Origin of the sequence: Shewanella sp. LC6 (assembly GCF_006385735.2) — a bacterium.
Taxonomy (GTDB): domain Bacteria; phylum Pseudomonadota; class Gammaproteobacteria; order Enterobacterales; family Shewanellaceae; genus Shewanella; species Shewanella xiamenensis.
In genome coordinates, this window is record NZ_CP043902.1 from 3,765,716 (window position 1) to 3,781,122 (window position 15,407).

Sequence of the window (15,407 nt, forward strand, 5' to 3'; positions counted from 1 at the left end):
AACCCATGCCCAGACGGGGACGGAATCGTCCCCGCAGGGTGGTAAAATTGATGTGGTTACTGAATTAACAGTTGTTGTGTTACTTCAAATAACTCACGCTTTAGATCTTTGACGTCGTTAATCACGATGCTTTGTGGAAAGAATCTCTCAACACTGCGTGTTTGAATCCCGATCCCCAGTAGCTCAAAGCCACTGCGTCTGCACCGGTCAACAATGTCATGCGTAGCAGCCCAATCATCTGGATCACCATCCGTTAGCACTATCATTAGCTTTCGCTTCTGTTTTTGTGCTAACAAACTGTTTGCCGCAAACCACATCGCTTGTGCCATAGGCGTACAACCTCGTGGTTTTTGGTCAAAACAGGCGGCCCGATGTCGAACCGATTGCTTGGGCAATAACGCGATAGAAACTTCCTGATGAATACCAGGAAAATAACTGACCGCAGATACAACACCCGGTATACCTTCCAATGCCATGGCCAAAGCCAAAGCGGCTTCATTGGCAACATGAAAGTACTTGCGATTACCTTCGCCAATTGGCTTACCCATTGAGCCCGATATATCGACAAGCAAGTGCACAGCAGCATTAGGCGCAATGCGCGGCTGCCTTTGAATAAACAATCTCGATTCACCTGCTTGTGAGGCAGCAAGACGATGGGTTGCAACTCGAAGACCGTGCCGTTTGGCATGATTCCGATTGTCCTGACTGGACTGAACCATGCCCCTAAGCCTGGCTCGAATTTGAGCGGACTCAGACGCCGATAAGGTCAAAATGGCCTCATCACCCAACATAGCCTGCTCTGCTTGGGGCAAACTGAGTGGAGTGACGCCCTGATGTCCTTCAGCTTGTTCCGACAACACTTCTGCCACTTGGACAAAGGTATCGGGTTCAAACTGAGCGGCACTGGCCTCTAAGGCTTGTCGCAAATTGTCAGCTTGATCAGAGTTATCTGAATCCCCCGTTTCAGCAGCATCCCCCATTGCAGACGAGTCTGCTTCCGGGGTTTGACTGTCACTACTGTTATTGCTGTCATTACTCGCCTCTTGTCCAATGTCATTACCGCTATCAGCATCCGACTCATCCTGTGGTGAACGAGATTCTTCTTCCAACATGGCAACGATGGCATCGACAAGTTTTAGCACTTCACCTGTAGACGCCAGGCTAGGCACTGCTGTCAGCATGGCGCTTAACCGGCTCATCGCTGCGGCAGGAAAGAGTTGTCTCACTCTTTCATCGACTGCTTGATACAAAGGCGTCAGCGCTTTCTGGCCCAGAAAATGGCATCTCAAGCGGAACAACAACCAGGCTTGCAAGTTAGATGCAGGCTCAGGCTGTTCAGGTACACACATTTGCTGTGTGTCCACCATGTACTCAATCACTTGCAAAATACTGCGCCGGGTTCCGGGGTAATCCTTTGCCAATTCGTTTTCAATGCGAACGTCCTCAATGATATTGAGAAGTGCCTTACGGATCGGCTTGGACGACGCCTTCTGCACCATGTCAAAATTGGTATGCCGAATATGCGCCGCTTCATGAGCCAGATAACCCCAAGCTATCTGTTGATAGTGTGGGTCGTCTGGGTTTGCTGTTGGGATCACAATCCGCTCACCATCGGTAAACGCATCTTGTCCTTGAATAAGCACCTTCACACCAAACTTTTCGCCATAAGCGGCGGCAACGATTGGCAGTGCGTTTTTTAATGGATGATTCATGGGAGTCTCCTAATCATTAGGGGGAATACTCCTTCAGCGGGAGCGTTTCCCCGCTGGGAATGTAAGTGTTTAAACCTGTGCTTTTAGCTTATCTAGGTCGTATTTTTGACCTAACCAAGCCACCAATTCAGCTGGACTCTCGTGCTGCTCAAATGACGTTTTAAGCTGGTCTAAACTCAGGATGTCATCCAATGTCAGACCGTACTGGTCTTGTAACTGAGTAGACACCTCGTGTTGATATTGCAGCCAGGCCCGCTCGTGAGCGGTTTGCTGCAATGCCATGTTTGGAACAAATACCATGGCCGTTACCCAAACACCTTGTGCGTCCGCATCTGCGATCAGCACAGGGTTCTTGGGGATCACGACACTATGTGTTGAGTACGACCGTTGTACTAACGTTCGACAACACGCCACTTCTGGTATCGATTCACTTTCAACAGCATCAGTCACACCACGAAAATGCGGTTCAAACTGGTTCAGTTGGCTGGGGTTATGGATGGTTGATTGCATAATTTCCTCTTACATAGTTCAGAGGACATGCGCCCTTCAGGGCAACATGCCCTCAAGGACGTTAGAAATAAAATGAGTTTGGTACAGTCGAACCAAGGTTTGGTCTGACGGTTGGTTGGGGTATTGCACGCAAGTTATCTGCCTGAGCAGATACTGGCTGTGCGGGTTTAGGTTCAGGTTTGGGCATCAGTTGTCTGATATCCAATTGACCTTCACCGTGCATTCTCATCTTGTCTGGATCAGACAAAATTAAAATGGTCGCCATTAGTTCGTGATAGAGATTGTCTGTCACAGGGCCGGTCTTCGGCAGACGAACAAATAAATTGTCCATCGCTTCAACCATCGGCTGAACTCGATGATCCAGAAATGACAAACCATCCAACTTGTCTCTTAACCGTTTGAGAGGGTTAAGGGCTCGCTGACTGATTTGATTCTTACCTGCAACGGAGCGCTCAAACAGTTCGTTGGCATCACGAGCTACCTCCCTAAAGAGGGTCTGTCCCATACCATTGACCTTGTCATCTAAGCCGCCAGCTTGATCAGCCGGTTGCATTCGATAGATGGCATAATCGAACTGAAGCCGTTGTTTCACGTCTTCGATGGGTGACAGCGCACGCCGGATTGCATCTGCAAATTCCGGGTGTTTTGCAACCCAATCAAAAGTCACCTGATCATAGTTGTCCAAGAACAACTGCTTGCACTGCGCAAACTCCTGACCGATCCGGTCAAGCTCTGGAACAATCTGATCAATTCGGTCTTCAGGGACGGCATAGCCACCTAAAAACCGCACACCGACTTGCTCACACAAGCGTTGCGCTTCTTTCTTAAGCCTTTCAAAGTTCGCCAATGCCTCAGGGTCGCAAATTTTTTTACTCCCTAAGCTGGCAACATCCTTCGGTGGAAGTTGGCTGCCATTGGCTAGTCTGAAATCTTCAGGCCTTAGTTTTTTTCTACCGCTCCAGATGGAACAGTCGATGTGACAAATCAAGAGTTTGTCGAGGGTTTGAATACTCATAGTGCATCCTCATGCGAGATGGGGACGCACCACTCCCAACAGGAGCAATGGCCCCCGTTTGGGTGGTAGTAGTTGACGCGCTAATGGCAACATCACTATCAAAAATAGTAATTTTGCGAATCAGGCGACGATTGGTTGAGATCGATTTTCGCAGGCATTAAGTCCAGTGCTTCAGCAATCGGGCGAACCCGCTCTAAATCACTGCCTAGCAACCGCAATACATCTTTTTCCAACTTCAGTTGGTCGGATACTTCTATCCCTTCAGGACTCGCTACTGTAAGCGAACACAGTGGTGGTAATTGACGCTTAAAGGCCAGTAACAGCAACAATGGCCACGGGCCATCATCAGTGTTAACAATGCCAGCGCCTTCACCTGACACCATGCTGATTTGATTGGTACTAGGTAATCCGCTTTTGCAAAACCCTAATGACCATTCTCCAATCCTGACCTGGTTATCATCAATAACAGCCAAGCCATAGGCTTCAAGCAGCTTTGCCATATCGAACAACGCTTTTTGCGCCAGCGATATTTGGCCATTGACGTCCTTGCGAGTACGAAACTCCCAACTGACGTTATTGGCGCGCGCGACGCTATCTAGCGCATTTGAGAGTTCAAATGGCCGCCCTTGATGATCAATGCCGACTTGTCCAACAAATAGATAACCCTTGTTGATTTTCTCATTGATTCTTCGGTCTGCTTCAGCGTTAGGATCAGTCGAATCAATCAATCGCTGCTGCGACAATTGACCAGCTTTTCCAAACCGAACTTCAATCTCCTGGGTATCTGATCCAACGTAAATGGCCCATTCTTTGGCTGTCCCATCAGAATGACTGTAACGGTAAAGAGCAAAGCACTTTTCCATCATCAATCCTCCCAGTGGTCACCGAAGACATCAGCGGCAATACGGTGAATGGCTTCACGTTGCTCCAACTCAGCACGAGCCGTCAAAGACCGAACCAGTGCATACTCCACTGCGTTAGGAGCGCCTTTAAAAGCAAGTGTTAACTTTGCCCAGCGCACCAAGGTCCGAGTGGACATGGTGATACTAAGCTCAGCACCGCCATCCACGCCCCCAATAAAAAGACGGCGAATGTCACCGGCTACTTTCACCATTTTTTGGCGAAAGACTTCTGGTAAGCCCGGCGCAACGTTCTCCAGAATGGCTTCCTCTACAGATGGTTCTGCATAGGTCGCTTCAATGATTCTAAAGCGATCAAGGAAAGCCAAATTCTGTTGAAGCACGCCTTGATACAAGCCCGTTTGGTCACCGCTGCCCGCACTGTTGCCGGTAGCGATAAAACGAAACTTGTTGTGTGGCATGATGATCTCACCGCCATTTTGTGCGATGACCAACGGGGCACCTTCCAAAATGTCATTGAGCCCAGCCAGTTCAGCAGGCTCAGCAAGATCCATTTCATTAATGATCAGCAAATGGCCATGCTTTACAGCCAGTGCCAGCGGTCCATACACAAAGGTCATGTTGCCATTAACCAGCGTGTGGTGACCGATAAGATCGGACAACTCCAATCGACCGTGTGCAGTAATTTGCTGAACAGGCCAATTCAATCGAGAAGCAACTTGGCAAATTAGCGAGGTCTTACCGCATCCGGTGGGGCCTGTAATATACAAACCGTCACCGTCTGGGTGAGACAAGAACGCCAATACGTCACGTAAGTCTTCTTTTCTAAAAACATACTCGTCCTTGCGAACGGGAATGTTTGGATGGGTAGTGTCGGCACTAAATCCTTCCAGAACGAAAGCATCAGGAGCCGGGACATTAAACGCTTGATTCACTTGAACCAAAAATGGGGATTGTTCAGTCATGGTAAACCTCATCTGTTTTGACGAGGCCTCATGCCCCAACAGGGAATGAAGTCCCCGTCGGGTGGTATGTTGATTGTGGTATGGCTGTGTATGTAAGAGTTCAGCTCGCTCTATCATTCGTACCCAGCATTGGCTACGAGTGAAACTGCTTTCTGATGCACTCGATGTAACCGCATGAGAAAGGAGCCGAAATCGGCTCCAAGTGAACGTTAAAAGTAAAATGAGCTCGGCGAGTCACCTGGCAGAACCAAGTTTTCTTGCTCAAGACTGATTTTGATTGGTGTTTCAACGGGCTGATCTGGCTTATTGGTGCTGATGCGCAACCGTTCTTGTGGCGATTTTCGGTAAGCGGCTAAAACCTGTTCATCCAGCTCGCCTAACTTATCGGTGGCCAATTGCTTATAGTCCACCGTGCCCGCCATCATGTAGCGACTGAGTTTGACCCCAGCATAGTCGGCATGAGCGTAGTTACCCATCATAGCGACCAATTTTGACTGAGCGTCTCGCATTTCCTCTTTCAAAGATTTAATGTGATTTTCCAGTCGGACCACTTCGGCATGTGCTGAGCAATACTGTCGAGACAGCGATGTCCAACGGTATTGGGCTTCACCCTTGGGAACAAAACAATCTTGCTCAGGGCATTTTGACGGTTCTTTTTTGGTCTGTACTAACTCCCAAAACTGAAGCGCTGTTTCTTGCAACTCAGTTAAGAACGCCGCGTCTCGTTGTATTTCAAACTCAATCAGTTGATCCTCAAAATAGAATACCAACCAACCTCGCGTGCTATTGGCGACCAGTATTTGATGCTGTACTTGCACCCAATACAACTGGTACGCCTCGCTTTGTTCTCGGTGAGCTTGCACATCCTCAAAAACTGACTGGCAAGGACATTTCAGTTCAACGGGTTCGCCCGCATCGTTGATGCCATCAAAGCTGGCTCGAAAGATTGCGTTATGATCGGCTTCTGCACATAACGGCAGAAGAAAGTCATTATGCGCATTCTCAAATACTCGCCTTGCTTGAGGCTCCAACCGTATACCGCGAAGCACATTTGGATTATTCGACAGGTCTTCCGGTAATACGAATCCGGTTTTTTCTGCCCATAATCGCCAAGGTGTTTTGTAGGGTGAACGCCCCATAATAATTGGGGCTTCAGATGCCGTAACCCCTGCAATGCGCCACTGGTGCCATGCAGGAGTACGCTGTGATAGGTCGATAACCTTCATATTGCCTCCTTTGAGGGGAGACTCCCCCGAAGGAGAGAACTCCCCTTCAGGGTTAAGTGGTTACTTTGCAGCTTGTGCTAACGCTGTTTGGTGCTGAACAACACTTGCTTGAACCGAATCAATTGCCGCTTTACCGGCTTGAATCGAACCTACGACAAGGGCAACAACCAATACCAAGCGAAAAAGTGAGGCTGATTTAGTCATGGAAGATCTCCAAAAAAAGACGAGACCTTCCCCCTGACGGGAGAATAATCCCGCCAGGGTTCGTAAAATGAATGCGTGGCGCTAAGAAGCTAAAGGCTGTGTGAGCGCTTTGGCTGCTTGTTGCTGTGCATTAAATATTTCTTGTTTCGCAAACGTCAGTTCAACACCTTGAAAATGTTCATTGGCATATTCCAATGCACTATTCCATGCGTTTGAAGCTTCCGCCCGCTCGATAAGCTTGTAAACAAGCCCTCGGGTTCGTGAGTCAACTTGCTCGGGTGGAATCACAGATGGCTCAACAACGTGTGTTGCTTGGCCTTCGATAATTCGCTCCGCTTCGTCTTGATCGAAAATTCCCACAAAGCCAAACGCAATGCGGGAACACTGGATCATGGATTTATGCCTTAGCATTCGCTTAGTGTGCGTCTGCCATGGACCATCCACACGGTAAGGGCCATTTTTGCCGTTACCTTCAAAAGGCGGTCGATAGACTTCATCCAGGTACTCAGTGATTTTGACTGGGTGCGAACGGTCGCGCCGATAGATAATGCATTCCATCCATTCCGGGCATTCTTTCGCGCCATCCAGGGAGACTTTGGTTTCTGAAGTCTTGAACTCCATGCCATCAAACTGGTCGTGTTGATTGATGATGCGAGACCATCCATCGACACCTACCACTGGAATAATTCCAGCTTGTTTATCAGGGAACGCAAAAATCTCTTTGGTGAAAGGGTTCAAGCCGTACTGATCTGCAACCACCAAGAGCGCCATCATCTGCTCATTGGTCGGTGCACTACCGTCACGTTGCTTGAATGCTGTTGCTTTTAGGGTATCGAACAGTTTGTTTGGATCGACACTAAAGCGCTCAGCAAAGCGTTGGATTAGCTTTGGTTTTTCCATTTTGGACTCCGACAATCAAAGTGGGAGTCTGCCCCTGACGGGAAAGTACTCCCGGCTGGGTTAAAGCGTTATCGCTCGGTTAAAAATCTGGTTCAGGATATGTTTGTGCCCAATTAGTTTGGGAGCCCGCATCATCCGCCGGTGATGGCTCAGATGCTTTGTTCACACTATCAAGAAGCAGAAACTCGTCCGCGTCCACTTCGGTCAATCGATGCTTAATGCCATCTTTCTCCCATGAACGCGTGCGCTGAGGGCCTTGAACAAAAAGCTTCGCTCCTTTTTGGATTAAATCTTTTGCCCTGAGCCCTAACTTAAATCCACCTCGATCTCGAAAAACGACCCGATGCCATTCCGTATGCTCTTTGAGCTCATTGGATTGACGGTCGCGCCATTTCTCAGAAGTGGCCAGCGAAATGCTGGTCACTAAATCACCTGATGGATAGGCTCGCGTCTCTGGCTCAGAGCCAACGTAGCCTATGAGTGTTACTTGGTTTTTCATCTAAATCCCGCGAGAAACCCCGTCCTTCTAGGGCGAGGAGGGATAGCGGTTGCTCCGAAGAAGCAAAAACTACCCGATTGGTTAATGTTAATATTTACTTTCACAAAAACAACTGTATTCTTGTGAACTATGAAAGAGATCGCTATTAAACAACGCTTTTACCCAACGACTGAACAGGCTCAATTGCTTGCGCAGACTTTCGGCTGTGTGCGTTTCGTTTACAACGCGATCCTTAAATGGCGTACCGACGCTTTCTACAACGAAAGCAAAAAGGTTAACTACAACACGGCAAGCTCTAAGCTGACCGAACTCAAGAAGCAAACTGAGTTTGAATGGCTTAACAGCGTGTCGTGTGTACCGCTCCAACAATCTTTGCGCCATCAACAAACTGCGTTTAAGAACTTCTTTGAAGGAAGGGCGAAGTATCCAGCCTTTAAGAAGAAGCGCAGCAAGCAAAGCGCAGAATTCACGAAGTCGGCGTTTAAGTTCAAAGATGGCAATATCTACATTGCCAAGTCCAAACAGCCGCTTGATATTCGCTGGTCGCGTGAACTTCCTAGCGAACCAACTACCGTCACTATCTCGAAAGACAGTGCAGGCCGCTACTTCGTGTCTATGCTGTGCCGCTTCGAGCCTAAACCACTGCCTGTTACCAAAAAGACAACGGGTATTGATTTGGGTTTGACCGACCTTGTGATTACCGCTGACGGGTTTAAATCTGGCAATCCCCGCCATACTGCAAAGTACGAGAAGAAATTGGCTCAGGCGCAACGCCGCCTTTCCAAGAAGAAGAAAGGAACGGCCAACTTCCACAAAGCCAGAATCAAAGTTGCTCGCATTCAGGCGAAGATTGCCGACTGCCGCCGCGACTTTACCCACAAACTCACCACTACGTTGATAAACGAAAACCAAGTGATTAGCTGTGAGAGTTTGAGCGTTAAAAACATGGTCAAGAATCCGCGACTTGCTAAGGCCATTGGTGACGCCAATTGGGGCGAAATGGTTAGGCAGCTTGAGTACAAAGCAGAATGGCGCGGCAGAACACTTGTCCAGATTGACAAGTGGTATCCGTCTAGTAAGCGTTGTAATTGCTGTGGTCACGTAGTTGATTCTCTACCGTTACATATAAGGCATTGGACTTGTCCAGCGTGTGAAGCGCGCTTAGACCGTGATACCAATGCCGCTATTAATATCAAAGCCGCTGGGCAAGCGGTGTTAGCTTGTGGAGCGTAAGTAAGTCCCGATTGTTCTAATGAACTTCGGGCATAACGCCTTGAAACAAGAATCCCCTTCCTTTAGGGAGGGGAGCAGTCAAGATGTTCTCCTCGTCTTAGTTGAACTCTGTGCACACAGTCGCTTCTACCCTGCTGGGCAAAGAAGACTGACGACGCAGATAGGTTGGTATTTCGAGTAAAGCCATGTCGTACTGATGTGGCTCTTTGTAAAACGTAGATGTCAAACGGGGCATACCAGGAGCTTTAGGCACTGCCATTGGACGACGTTTTGGTGTTGGTGTGAGCAATCGCTTGATTTGAGTAAGTACAAATCGAAACGGGCGCACGCTTTGACGAGCAACCAATCGCAAAAGCGACCAGCTCAGTTTTGCAAGCAACATAATGCCTGCGACTTGGATAATAAATCCGAAGATATATTCCATTGGTGACTCCTTAATTTGGTTTTGAAGGAGTCCCCCCCAACTGGGGAAAACTCCCCCAGTTGGGTGATGAAAAGGCGAACCGTAAGGAACGCATGGTTGAGCATGTAAAAACATGCAGGCTATTTGTTTAAGGAGGCTAGCTACCTCTTAGTACCACTGAGAATACTCAGCGGCGGGCTTCCTTTGAGCTCATGCTCTCAGGCGCAGATATTACTGAAACAGATCAGCAATATTTGATAGTCAGTGTAACCGTCTTATCCAGACAGGATAGTTAGAAAGATGCTCAATTCTTCCACCTAGCTGAAAGGCCATTACCTCACAGAGGATTAGGCTAGGGACTGATTAATGTCATATCAGGAGCAAACTTATGGCCCAAGCAAAACCCAATTACTCAAAACCCATCTTTGAACAATCATTCACAATTAATAGCTTACAGGCGCAACGTGTCGTTGACCGTGTTTTTAGACGGACGGTCAGTGCGCTTTACGGAATTGATGTCATCCTGCGCATCATTGGCGATGAGAACGAAATTGATGAAGTGGAACAGATCATTAGCCAGTTGATCGAGGATTGCGCTAAAGCGGTAGACAACGAACAAGCTCGTTTGGACAAACTGATGGAGTCCAACGGCATCGATGAAGTACCTGACTACACCGACCCGATTACCTTCAACGCCAAAATCAGCTCGCCTCAGGTTGGCCAGTTTGTCGGCTTAGTTCGCAAACTCGATGCGTTGATGATCTCAATGGACACACTCTGGTTGTCTAGCGTGCTTAGCAATAAGCAACGTGTTGATGGTAACTACGCATGGCAACAGCGCATCATCAAACTGGCGCGACGCATTATTGATATCGAAATTCGAGCACGAAAATCAGCCAAAGCTAAGGGTAAACAAGCTGAAGTTGAACAAGCGGTGCCTTCTACCGATGACGATATCACTGAAGAGGAAACAGATAACCCCGCCAACTAGCCAACTAGGCTCCCATCAACCAGCCCCTCTCGAAGGGGCTCTTCATTATTGACCAACTTCAACAGGCCACACTACATAGTAGCTTGACTTGACCAAGGTATTAAATGCCGATGTAGTGATAGGTTTCGGATTTACATCATGGCGCGGGTAAAATAGCCTATTTAGACGCCGAATATATGGTAGTGAACCAATCATTCAAAAGTGTTGTAAAAGCTGAGGCGTCCTCCCGTCTTGGTATAAATGGTGTCAATAGCTCACGGGTGAATAGTTACGTTAAAAGGAACATAACTTTTCAAAGTGTTATTATAGTGCACCTGCTACGATGTTTATGCGTTCCAGTGAATCGACAACTTTTAAAGCCAGCTTTACGAGCCATTTCCGCTATTTCATTTGGATGATAGTAAGTTTTATTGCCAGGACGGTGATGATTTGGATCAGAAGCTTCAACATTAAGAAAATCTAACATAACAACAGAGGCTTTCTGTTTACAGCAGTTCCTTATCGCCCTGAACATTATACAGGCATCATGCTTTGAATAATGAGATAGCAGGATACCGCGGCTTAAGACCAGATCAGCTTTTGGTATACCAGCTATAGGTAATGCAAATACATCTGCATTATGAAAGGATGCGTTGAGAATTCTTTTTTCTCTAGCCTTCTTGAGCATCATTTCGCTGATATCTAAGCCTGTTATAGTTACGCTTGGCTTTTGAAGCGCTTCTGCTACCAGAGCCGTGCCGCACCCGATCTCCAATAAGTGCACTGATTTGCAGTTGAACGTTTCCAGTAATGCTTTAGCATCAAGAATAAACTGTTCGTAAGCACCGTCCTGGTTGAGATGACTATATGCATTTCGAAGTTGTTCATCCCATAGATCTGCTTTCGCATCCCATCGATTAGCGATCGTAGATATGTCTCTATTACCGTATTCATTATAACTATCTGATATTTCATATAGTGATTGATTTAGACCATTACTCACTTAAAATTCTCCAGCTTAGAAAGCGTAGCTTTCATCTCATCGACTCCCATGTAATGGCGCCAATGCCAGCGCTCTGCAATCCCCATATGTTTTGTGATATAACGGCGGATTAGTTGGCTTGGTACATTACTACCATCGTACACATGCCTTCCAGTTATCGGCGAATCAACATAGAGATACCCTTCTTCTAGATCTTTATACAACTGCAGTCCATTTACATGTCCTACTGAATATGGATATCGGTCCTTGAGGTTATCGTGCACCGTGTCATCTGGTATCGGGAAAATATTAAAGTGGGCATGATCGACGCAGCATCTTCCCTTAGTTTTATCAATCGCAGGTCCATGCTCAAATACTATCGGCATGATACCCCAGTGCTCCTTTACAGCCAGTTTAATCTTCTCCACTAATTCTTCTAAGGCTTGGTATTTATCGTCCGATAAATGTGCGAAACTATGGATATGCTCTTTAGAAAGCAATAATAAACCTCCTTCTACAAACTGGCCAATTGGCACAATGATGATAAAGTCGTCATCTTCATAGACAACACGGTTCTTTATCTCATCTCCTACCAAATTGGCAAATACAGAAGTCTCTACATAATCAAATTCCTGGCAGAACACGCAGTTATATTCAGATGTTAAATCGCATACGTCTGGCTGCTTTCCAGCGTCAACGTTTTTTGTAGCGATACTTGCGCGTATCGCCAGTATCTCATTAGCTAATTTATCGAAAGCTAACTCCCTATGGCGCATCCCAAGAGCCTCTTGATCATCACACTTAAAGATTGATGAGAGCAGCATCTTTTCATCTTCAATTTCTGCATCAAGATCTATGCGACCTTTAACTATCCCCTTGTAGCTAAACACTACATCCCCACAATCAATCGCCAGTGCACATACCATCATGGCAGAATTGTCTTTTCCATTGAGCAATGCCTTAATTCCATCAAAACCGATGCCTTCGATCATATGCTTGACCAATGGACCCGGATATTGGTTGTAAGTATTGAGGTAAAGGGCTACATCATCCACCAACACGGGCTCTCCGAGAAGTTTGGCAGCAGACTTGGCTTTGGCTTTGACAGTTTCAGTAACATCTTGGCTTTGAACTTCCACAAGATCTAGGTCTTTGATCAGCAGTTCTATACCGAGTTGTGACAACTTAGCTTCCAATGAGGCAAATTTTCTGTTGTTGCTACTCAATAATTTTATGCTCACCGTTTTTCCCCATTGAACTTACTCAAGATAGGAAGAATATCTTCGCGGAATACATCTACTGACTCTCTGCCGGTAACGTCAATTTCGTACACCCTCTTAGGTCTCTGTTGTTTCAACCAGCGATAAAACAATGCCTCTTTCAGATAATAAGCTTCATGTGTGACCAAAAAATCCAGCGCTTTTTCCTCCTCACTTTTTTTTAATTGAATCCGCTGATAACAGTGTTCAAAAGTAGCAGTTAAAACGATGGTGTAATCTGGCTCACAACACTCTATACCCATCTTATGGATGACTGCTACAAGCTTTGCTAATCTATCAGGATCTTCAGATGCATGAGAGGATAATGTGGACCATAAGGATCTTTCTATCAGGTGGAAGTCTTCGGGATGACTTAGCATTCGAAGTTCACGAATTTTATCTATAACGCCAGACAGAAAATAAAGTGCGGAACTTTGCCAATTTGCTTCTGCGATCATCCTATATTTACGACCATCTGCAAGAAACAAATCTGGCACACCTAGATGGACATCTTTATTAAAGAACTCACATATCAGCGTAGCAATCGTAGATTTTCCAGCTCCATTATGACCTTCAAGCGCTAATACAGGTGTATGACTCTCACTTGAGTGAAACGCTGGCAAAGCCAGATTTTCCCACAGTAATCCAGCCAAGGCTTCGAGACTGTTGTTATTCCGCATTTAATCTTTCCTTATTTTCGGAACTAATCTTACGAAATACGGGCATGAAGTTCTTATTGATCGGGGTACTATACAGGTACTCATCGCCGAGCTTGGCTTTATCCGAGGCCACATATCCAGCCGCTTCCAATCGTTTGGCAGCTTCAAAATAGAGTTCAATCAACTGATCTTCAGTTAGGTAATCAAACTGGATGTTATCCGAGATCCCTCCATAACAAAAACTCTCGAAGTCTAGTTTATCCCTGATACGAATACCAAACTGCTCTGGTAAATCGTAATATGGAGTACCGGGGAAGGGTATCAGCTGGTGTATCGATATTTCATGTGGCCGCATATTCAGCATAAAATCAATTGAAGCTTTTTGATCAGCCAAGGTACCTGGTAGGCCAAATATCCATCCTGTTTTCACTCGTATTCCTGCTTTTTTTGCGGCATTGGTACCTGCTAACATCTGTGCCTTGGTCAAACGCTTGTTTGTTGACACAAGCACCTCCTCTGAGCCAGATTCGATGCCGAAATAAAGCCGCTGACATCCAGCTTGTGCCATAGCCACTGCTATTTCATCGTCCAATGTGTCGGCTCTCATTTGACCGATCCATTTCAATGATAAACCTCGCTCCTTGTAACCAGCACAAAACTTAAGTATTTCCTTGCGTTTTACAAAGAAAATGTCATCACAAAAAAACACAACACTAGCATTAAAAGTTTTTTCAAGGTATTCAAGCTCGTCGAGTACACGAGCTGCTGGGCTAACGGACAAGCCTTTTTGAAGAATAGTTCCTGAATAATTGCAACAGAAATTGCACTTATATGGACACCCACGAGAGGCTACCAAAGAGTGGTGCGTATACCGTTTTAAGTTGAACACATTACGATCTACGAAAGGTAGTCGGTTTAAATCCACACGCTCTCCTGTCATTGGGTTATTGAAAATTGTAGAACCATCCTTGAAAAGCACACCATCAATGTGATGGAAACCTTCCTTACTCTCAATTGCATCTATGATCATAGGGAAGCGTCTTTCGCCTTCACCAAGACAAACTAGGTCGTAACCATCTTTAAGCACCAAGTCAGGGAACAATGTGGGATGCAAACCACCAGCAATAAAGATTGCAGATGGATAAATCTCTTTCAGCTTGAGCACTTGCATCTTTGCAACTGGATAGTTTGGTGTAATGATCGAGAACGAAATTACATCAGGCTGAAAATCCTCCACCCAATGCTCTACATTCTCTCCTTCACCATCTTCCACATTCCCATCATAGACAAGAGTTTCATGCCCGTTCTGACGACAGAGAGTAGCCAAAATCCCCACTCCTAGTGGGTATTCCTTATACATCTGCTTCTTGTTGAAGGAACGCGGCACGACAAAAAGAATTTTCATGACTTATTTTCCTGTAGCAACGCCTCATATTGTGGTGCGTCTTCAAAGTAATTATGGGCAGATGCTATAAAACCGGTAATAGTACCGACAGGAAGGCACAGTTCTTTTGCTACCAGTCCCTGCATCTCTGCAACAGCAACTGCATCGGCAAAAAACTTCTTATATGCATCTTGACCCCGGGCAAAATAACTTACCTGCACCTGATCATTTCGTACAATGAAATTGACTACATTAAGGCATGGTACCTTACCAGTCCCCTTAGGTTTAAATGTAATTGTCGCTCTCTTACAAACGTTCTTTTCTTTCAATAGTGCGATGACATCACTGAAATCATTTTCCCCAAGCGGTCCCATTATCAAATCTTTGTAACTATGTCCAAGGCGGTCCTCACCACGACCGAAGAAAACAAAGCCCATATTTTCGATCATTTTCTGATCAGCAAATTCCTCTAGAATAGAGTCTATTTGATTAGTATCATGCTCGAACTGAACTACAACATTAGTGATCTCCATACCCTCATTAGCTAACGGAGTCCCTTCATCTTGCACCAGCTTTACTAGTGATATCCACGCCTTGCCAATCGTTGATTCTTTAATTGAGTACAT

Annotated in this window: 17 protein-coding genes; 2 read left to right on the forward strand and 15 right to left on the reverse strand. The window is 46.2% G+C overall.

Features of this window, described 5'->3' with window-relative positions; all coding sequences use genetic code 11:
* Positions 1–56: 56 nt before the first annotated feature.
* From FJD32_RS16905 to ssb, 9 genes are all read right to left on the reverse strand, one after another.
* Positions 57–1,712 carry a VWA domain-containing protein gene (locus FJD32_RS16905; protein ID WP_140907801.1) on the reverse strand — a complete coding sequence of 552 codons (1,656 nt, stop codon included), beginning with the start codon at positions 1,710–1,712 and terminating at the stop codon, positions 57–59.
* A gap of 69 nt (positions 1,713–1,781) precedes the next feature.
* Positions 1,782–2,222: a hypothetical protein gene (locus FJD32_RS16910; RefSeq protein WP_001192022.1), complete on the reverse strand. Its 441-nt coding sequence runs from the start codon at positions 2,220–2,222 to the stop codon at positions 1,782–1,784.
* Positions 2,223–2,283: 61 nt separating this feature from the next.
* Positions 2,284–3,237 (reverse strand): DUF3150 domain-containing protein, encoded by a 954-nt coding sequence (locus FJD32_RS16915; RefSeq protein ID WP_140907802.1) that lies wholly within the window; start codon positions 3,235–3,237, stop codon positions 2,284–2,286.
* A gap of 98 nt (positions 3,238–3,335) precedes the next feature.
* Entirely contained in the window at positions 3,336–4,103 is a 768-nt protein-coding gene (locus FJD32_RS16920; protein WP_140907803.1) for a hypothetical protein, read from the reverse strand.
* On the reverse strand, positions 4,103–5,062 hold the full coding sequence (locus FJD32_RS16925) for an AAA family ATPase (RefSeq protein WP_140907806.1): 960 nt from the start codon (positions 5,060–5,062) through the stop codon (positions 4,103–4,105). Before FJD32_RS16925 ends, FJD32_RS16920 begins: the two co-directional genes overlap by 1 nt.
* Positions 5,063–5,271: 209 nt before the next feature.
* Positions 5,272–6,288, reverse strand: a complete 1,017-nt coding sequence (locus FJD32_RS16930) for a lambda-exonuclease family protein (protein ID WP_140907804.1) — start codon at positions 6,286–6,288, stop codon at positions 5,272–5,274.
* Between the two features lie 60 nt (positions 6,289–6,348).
* Entirely contained in the window at positions 6,349–6,492 is a 144-nt protein-coding gene (locus tag FJD32_RS16935) for a hypothetical protein (protein ID WP_000167275.1), read from the reverse strand.
* A gap of 81 nt (positions 6,493–6,573) precedes the next feature.
* Positions 6,574–7,392, reverse strand: a complete 819-nt coding sequence (gene bet, locus FJD32_RS16940) for a phage recombination protein Bet (protein WP_029628704.1) — start codon at positions 7,390–7,392, stop codon at positions 6,574–6,576.
* Positions 7,393–7,471: 79 nt separating this feature from the next.
* Complete coding sequence (gene ssb / locus FJD32_RS16945) at positions 7,472–7,891, reverse strand: single-stranded DNA-binding protein (RefSeq protein ID WP_000795986.1); 420 nt, start codon at positions 7,889–7,891, stop codon at positions 7,472–7,474.
* Positions 7,892–8,020: 129 nt separating this feature from the next.
* Here ssb and FJD32_RS16950 point away from each other — a divergent pair, with 129 nt between their 5' ends.
* A complete protein-coding gene (locus tag FJD32_RS16950) occupies positions 8,021–9,124 on the forward strand; it encodes an RNA-guided endonuclease TnpB family protein (protein ID WP_032479266.1) in 1,104 nt (367 codons plus the stop codon).
* A gap of 97 nt (positions 9,125–9,221) precedes the next feature.
* Here FJD32_RS16950 and FJD32_RS16955 read toward each other — a convergent pair whose 3' ends face one another.
* Entirely contained in the window at positions 9,222–9,548 is a 327-nt protein-coding gene (locus FJD32_RS16955) for a plasmid-related protein (protein ID WP_140907076.1), read from the reverse strand.
* Positions 9,549–9,915: 367 nt separating this feature from the next.
* Here FJD32_RS16955 and FJD32_RS16960 point away from each other — a divergent pair, with 367 nt between their 5' ends.
* Positions 9,916–10,518 (forward strand): hypothetical protein, encoded by a 603-nt coding sequence (locus FJD32_RS16960; protein ID WP_140907075.1) that lies wholly within the window; start codon positions 9,916–9,918, stop codon positions 10,516–10,518.
* Between the two features lie 292 nt (positions 10,519–10,810).
* Here the strand turns inward: FJD32_RS16960 and FJD32_RS16965 are convergent, their stop codons facing one another.
* Genes FJD32_RS16965 through FJD32_RS16985 form a run of 5 tightly spaced genes read right to left on the reverse strand, consistent with a single transcriptional unit; the run spans position 10,811 to position 15,407 of the window.
* Positions 10,811–11,500 carry a class I SAM-dependent methyltransferase gene (locus tag FJD32_RS16965; RefSeq protein WP_140907074.1) on the reverse strand — a complete coding sequence of 230 codons (690 nt, stop codon included), beginning with the start codon at positions 11,498–11,500 and terminating at the stop codon, positions 10,811–10,813.
* Entirely contained in the window at positions 11,497–12,720 is a 1,224-nt protein-coding gene (locus tag FJD32_RS16970; RefSeq protein ID WP_140907073.1) for a non-canonical purine NTP pyrophosphatase, read from the reverse strand. The genes FJD32_RS16965 and FJD32_RS16970 overlap by 4 nt, the downstream gene beginning before the upstream one ends.
* A complete protein-coding gene (locus tag FJD32_RS16975) occupies positions 12,717–13,418 on the reverse strand; it encodes a deoxynucleoside kinase (protein ID WP_140907072.1) in 702 nt (233 codons plus the stop codon). The genes FJD32_RS16970 and FJD32_RS16975 overlap by 4 nt, the downstream gene beginning before the upstream one ends.
* Positions 13,408–14,802 (reverse strand): radical SAM protein, encoded by a 1,395-nt coding sequence (locus FJD32_RS16980; protein WP_140907071.1) that lies wholly within the window; start codon positions 14,800–14,802, stop codon positions 13,408–13,410. Before FJD32_RS16980 ends, FJD32_RS16975 begins: the two co-directional genes overlap by 11 nt.
* The gene (locus FJD32_RS16985; RefSeq protein ID WP_140907070.1) at positions 14,799–15,407 is read right to left on the reverse strand and encodes a hypothetical protein; all 609 of its coding nucleotides are present in this window, start codon (positions 15,405–15,407) and stop codon (positions 14,799–14,801) included. Before FJD32_RS16985 ends, FJD32_RS16980 begins: the two co-directional genes overlap by 4 nt.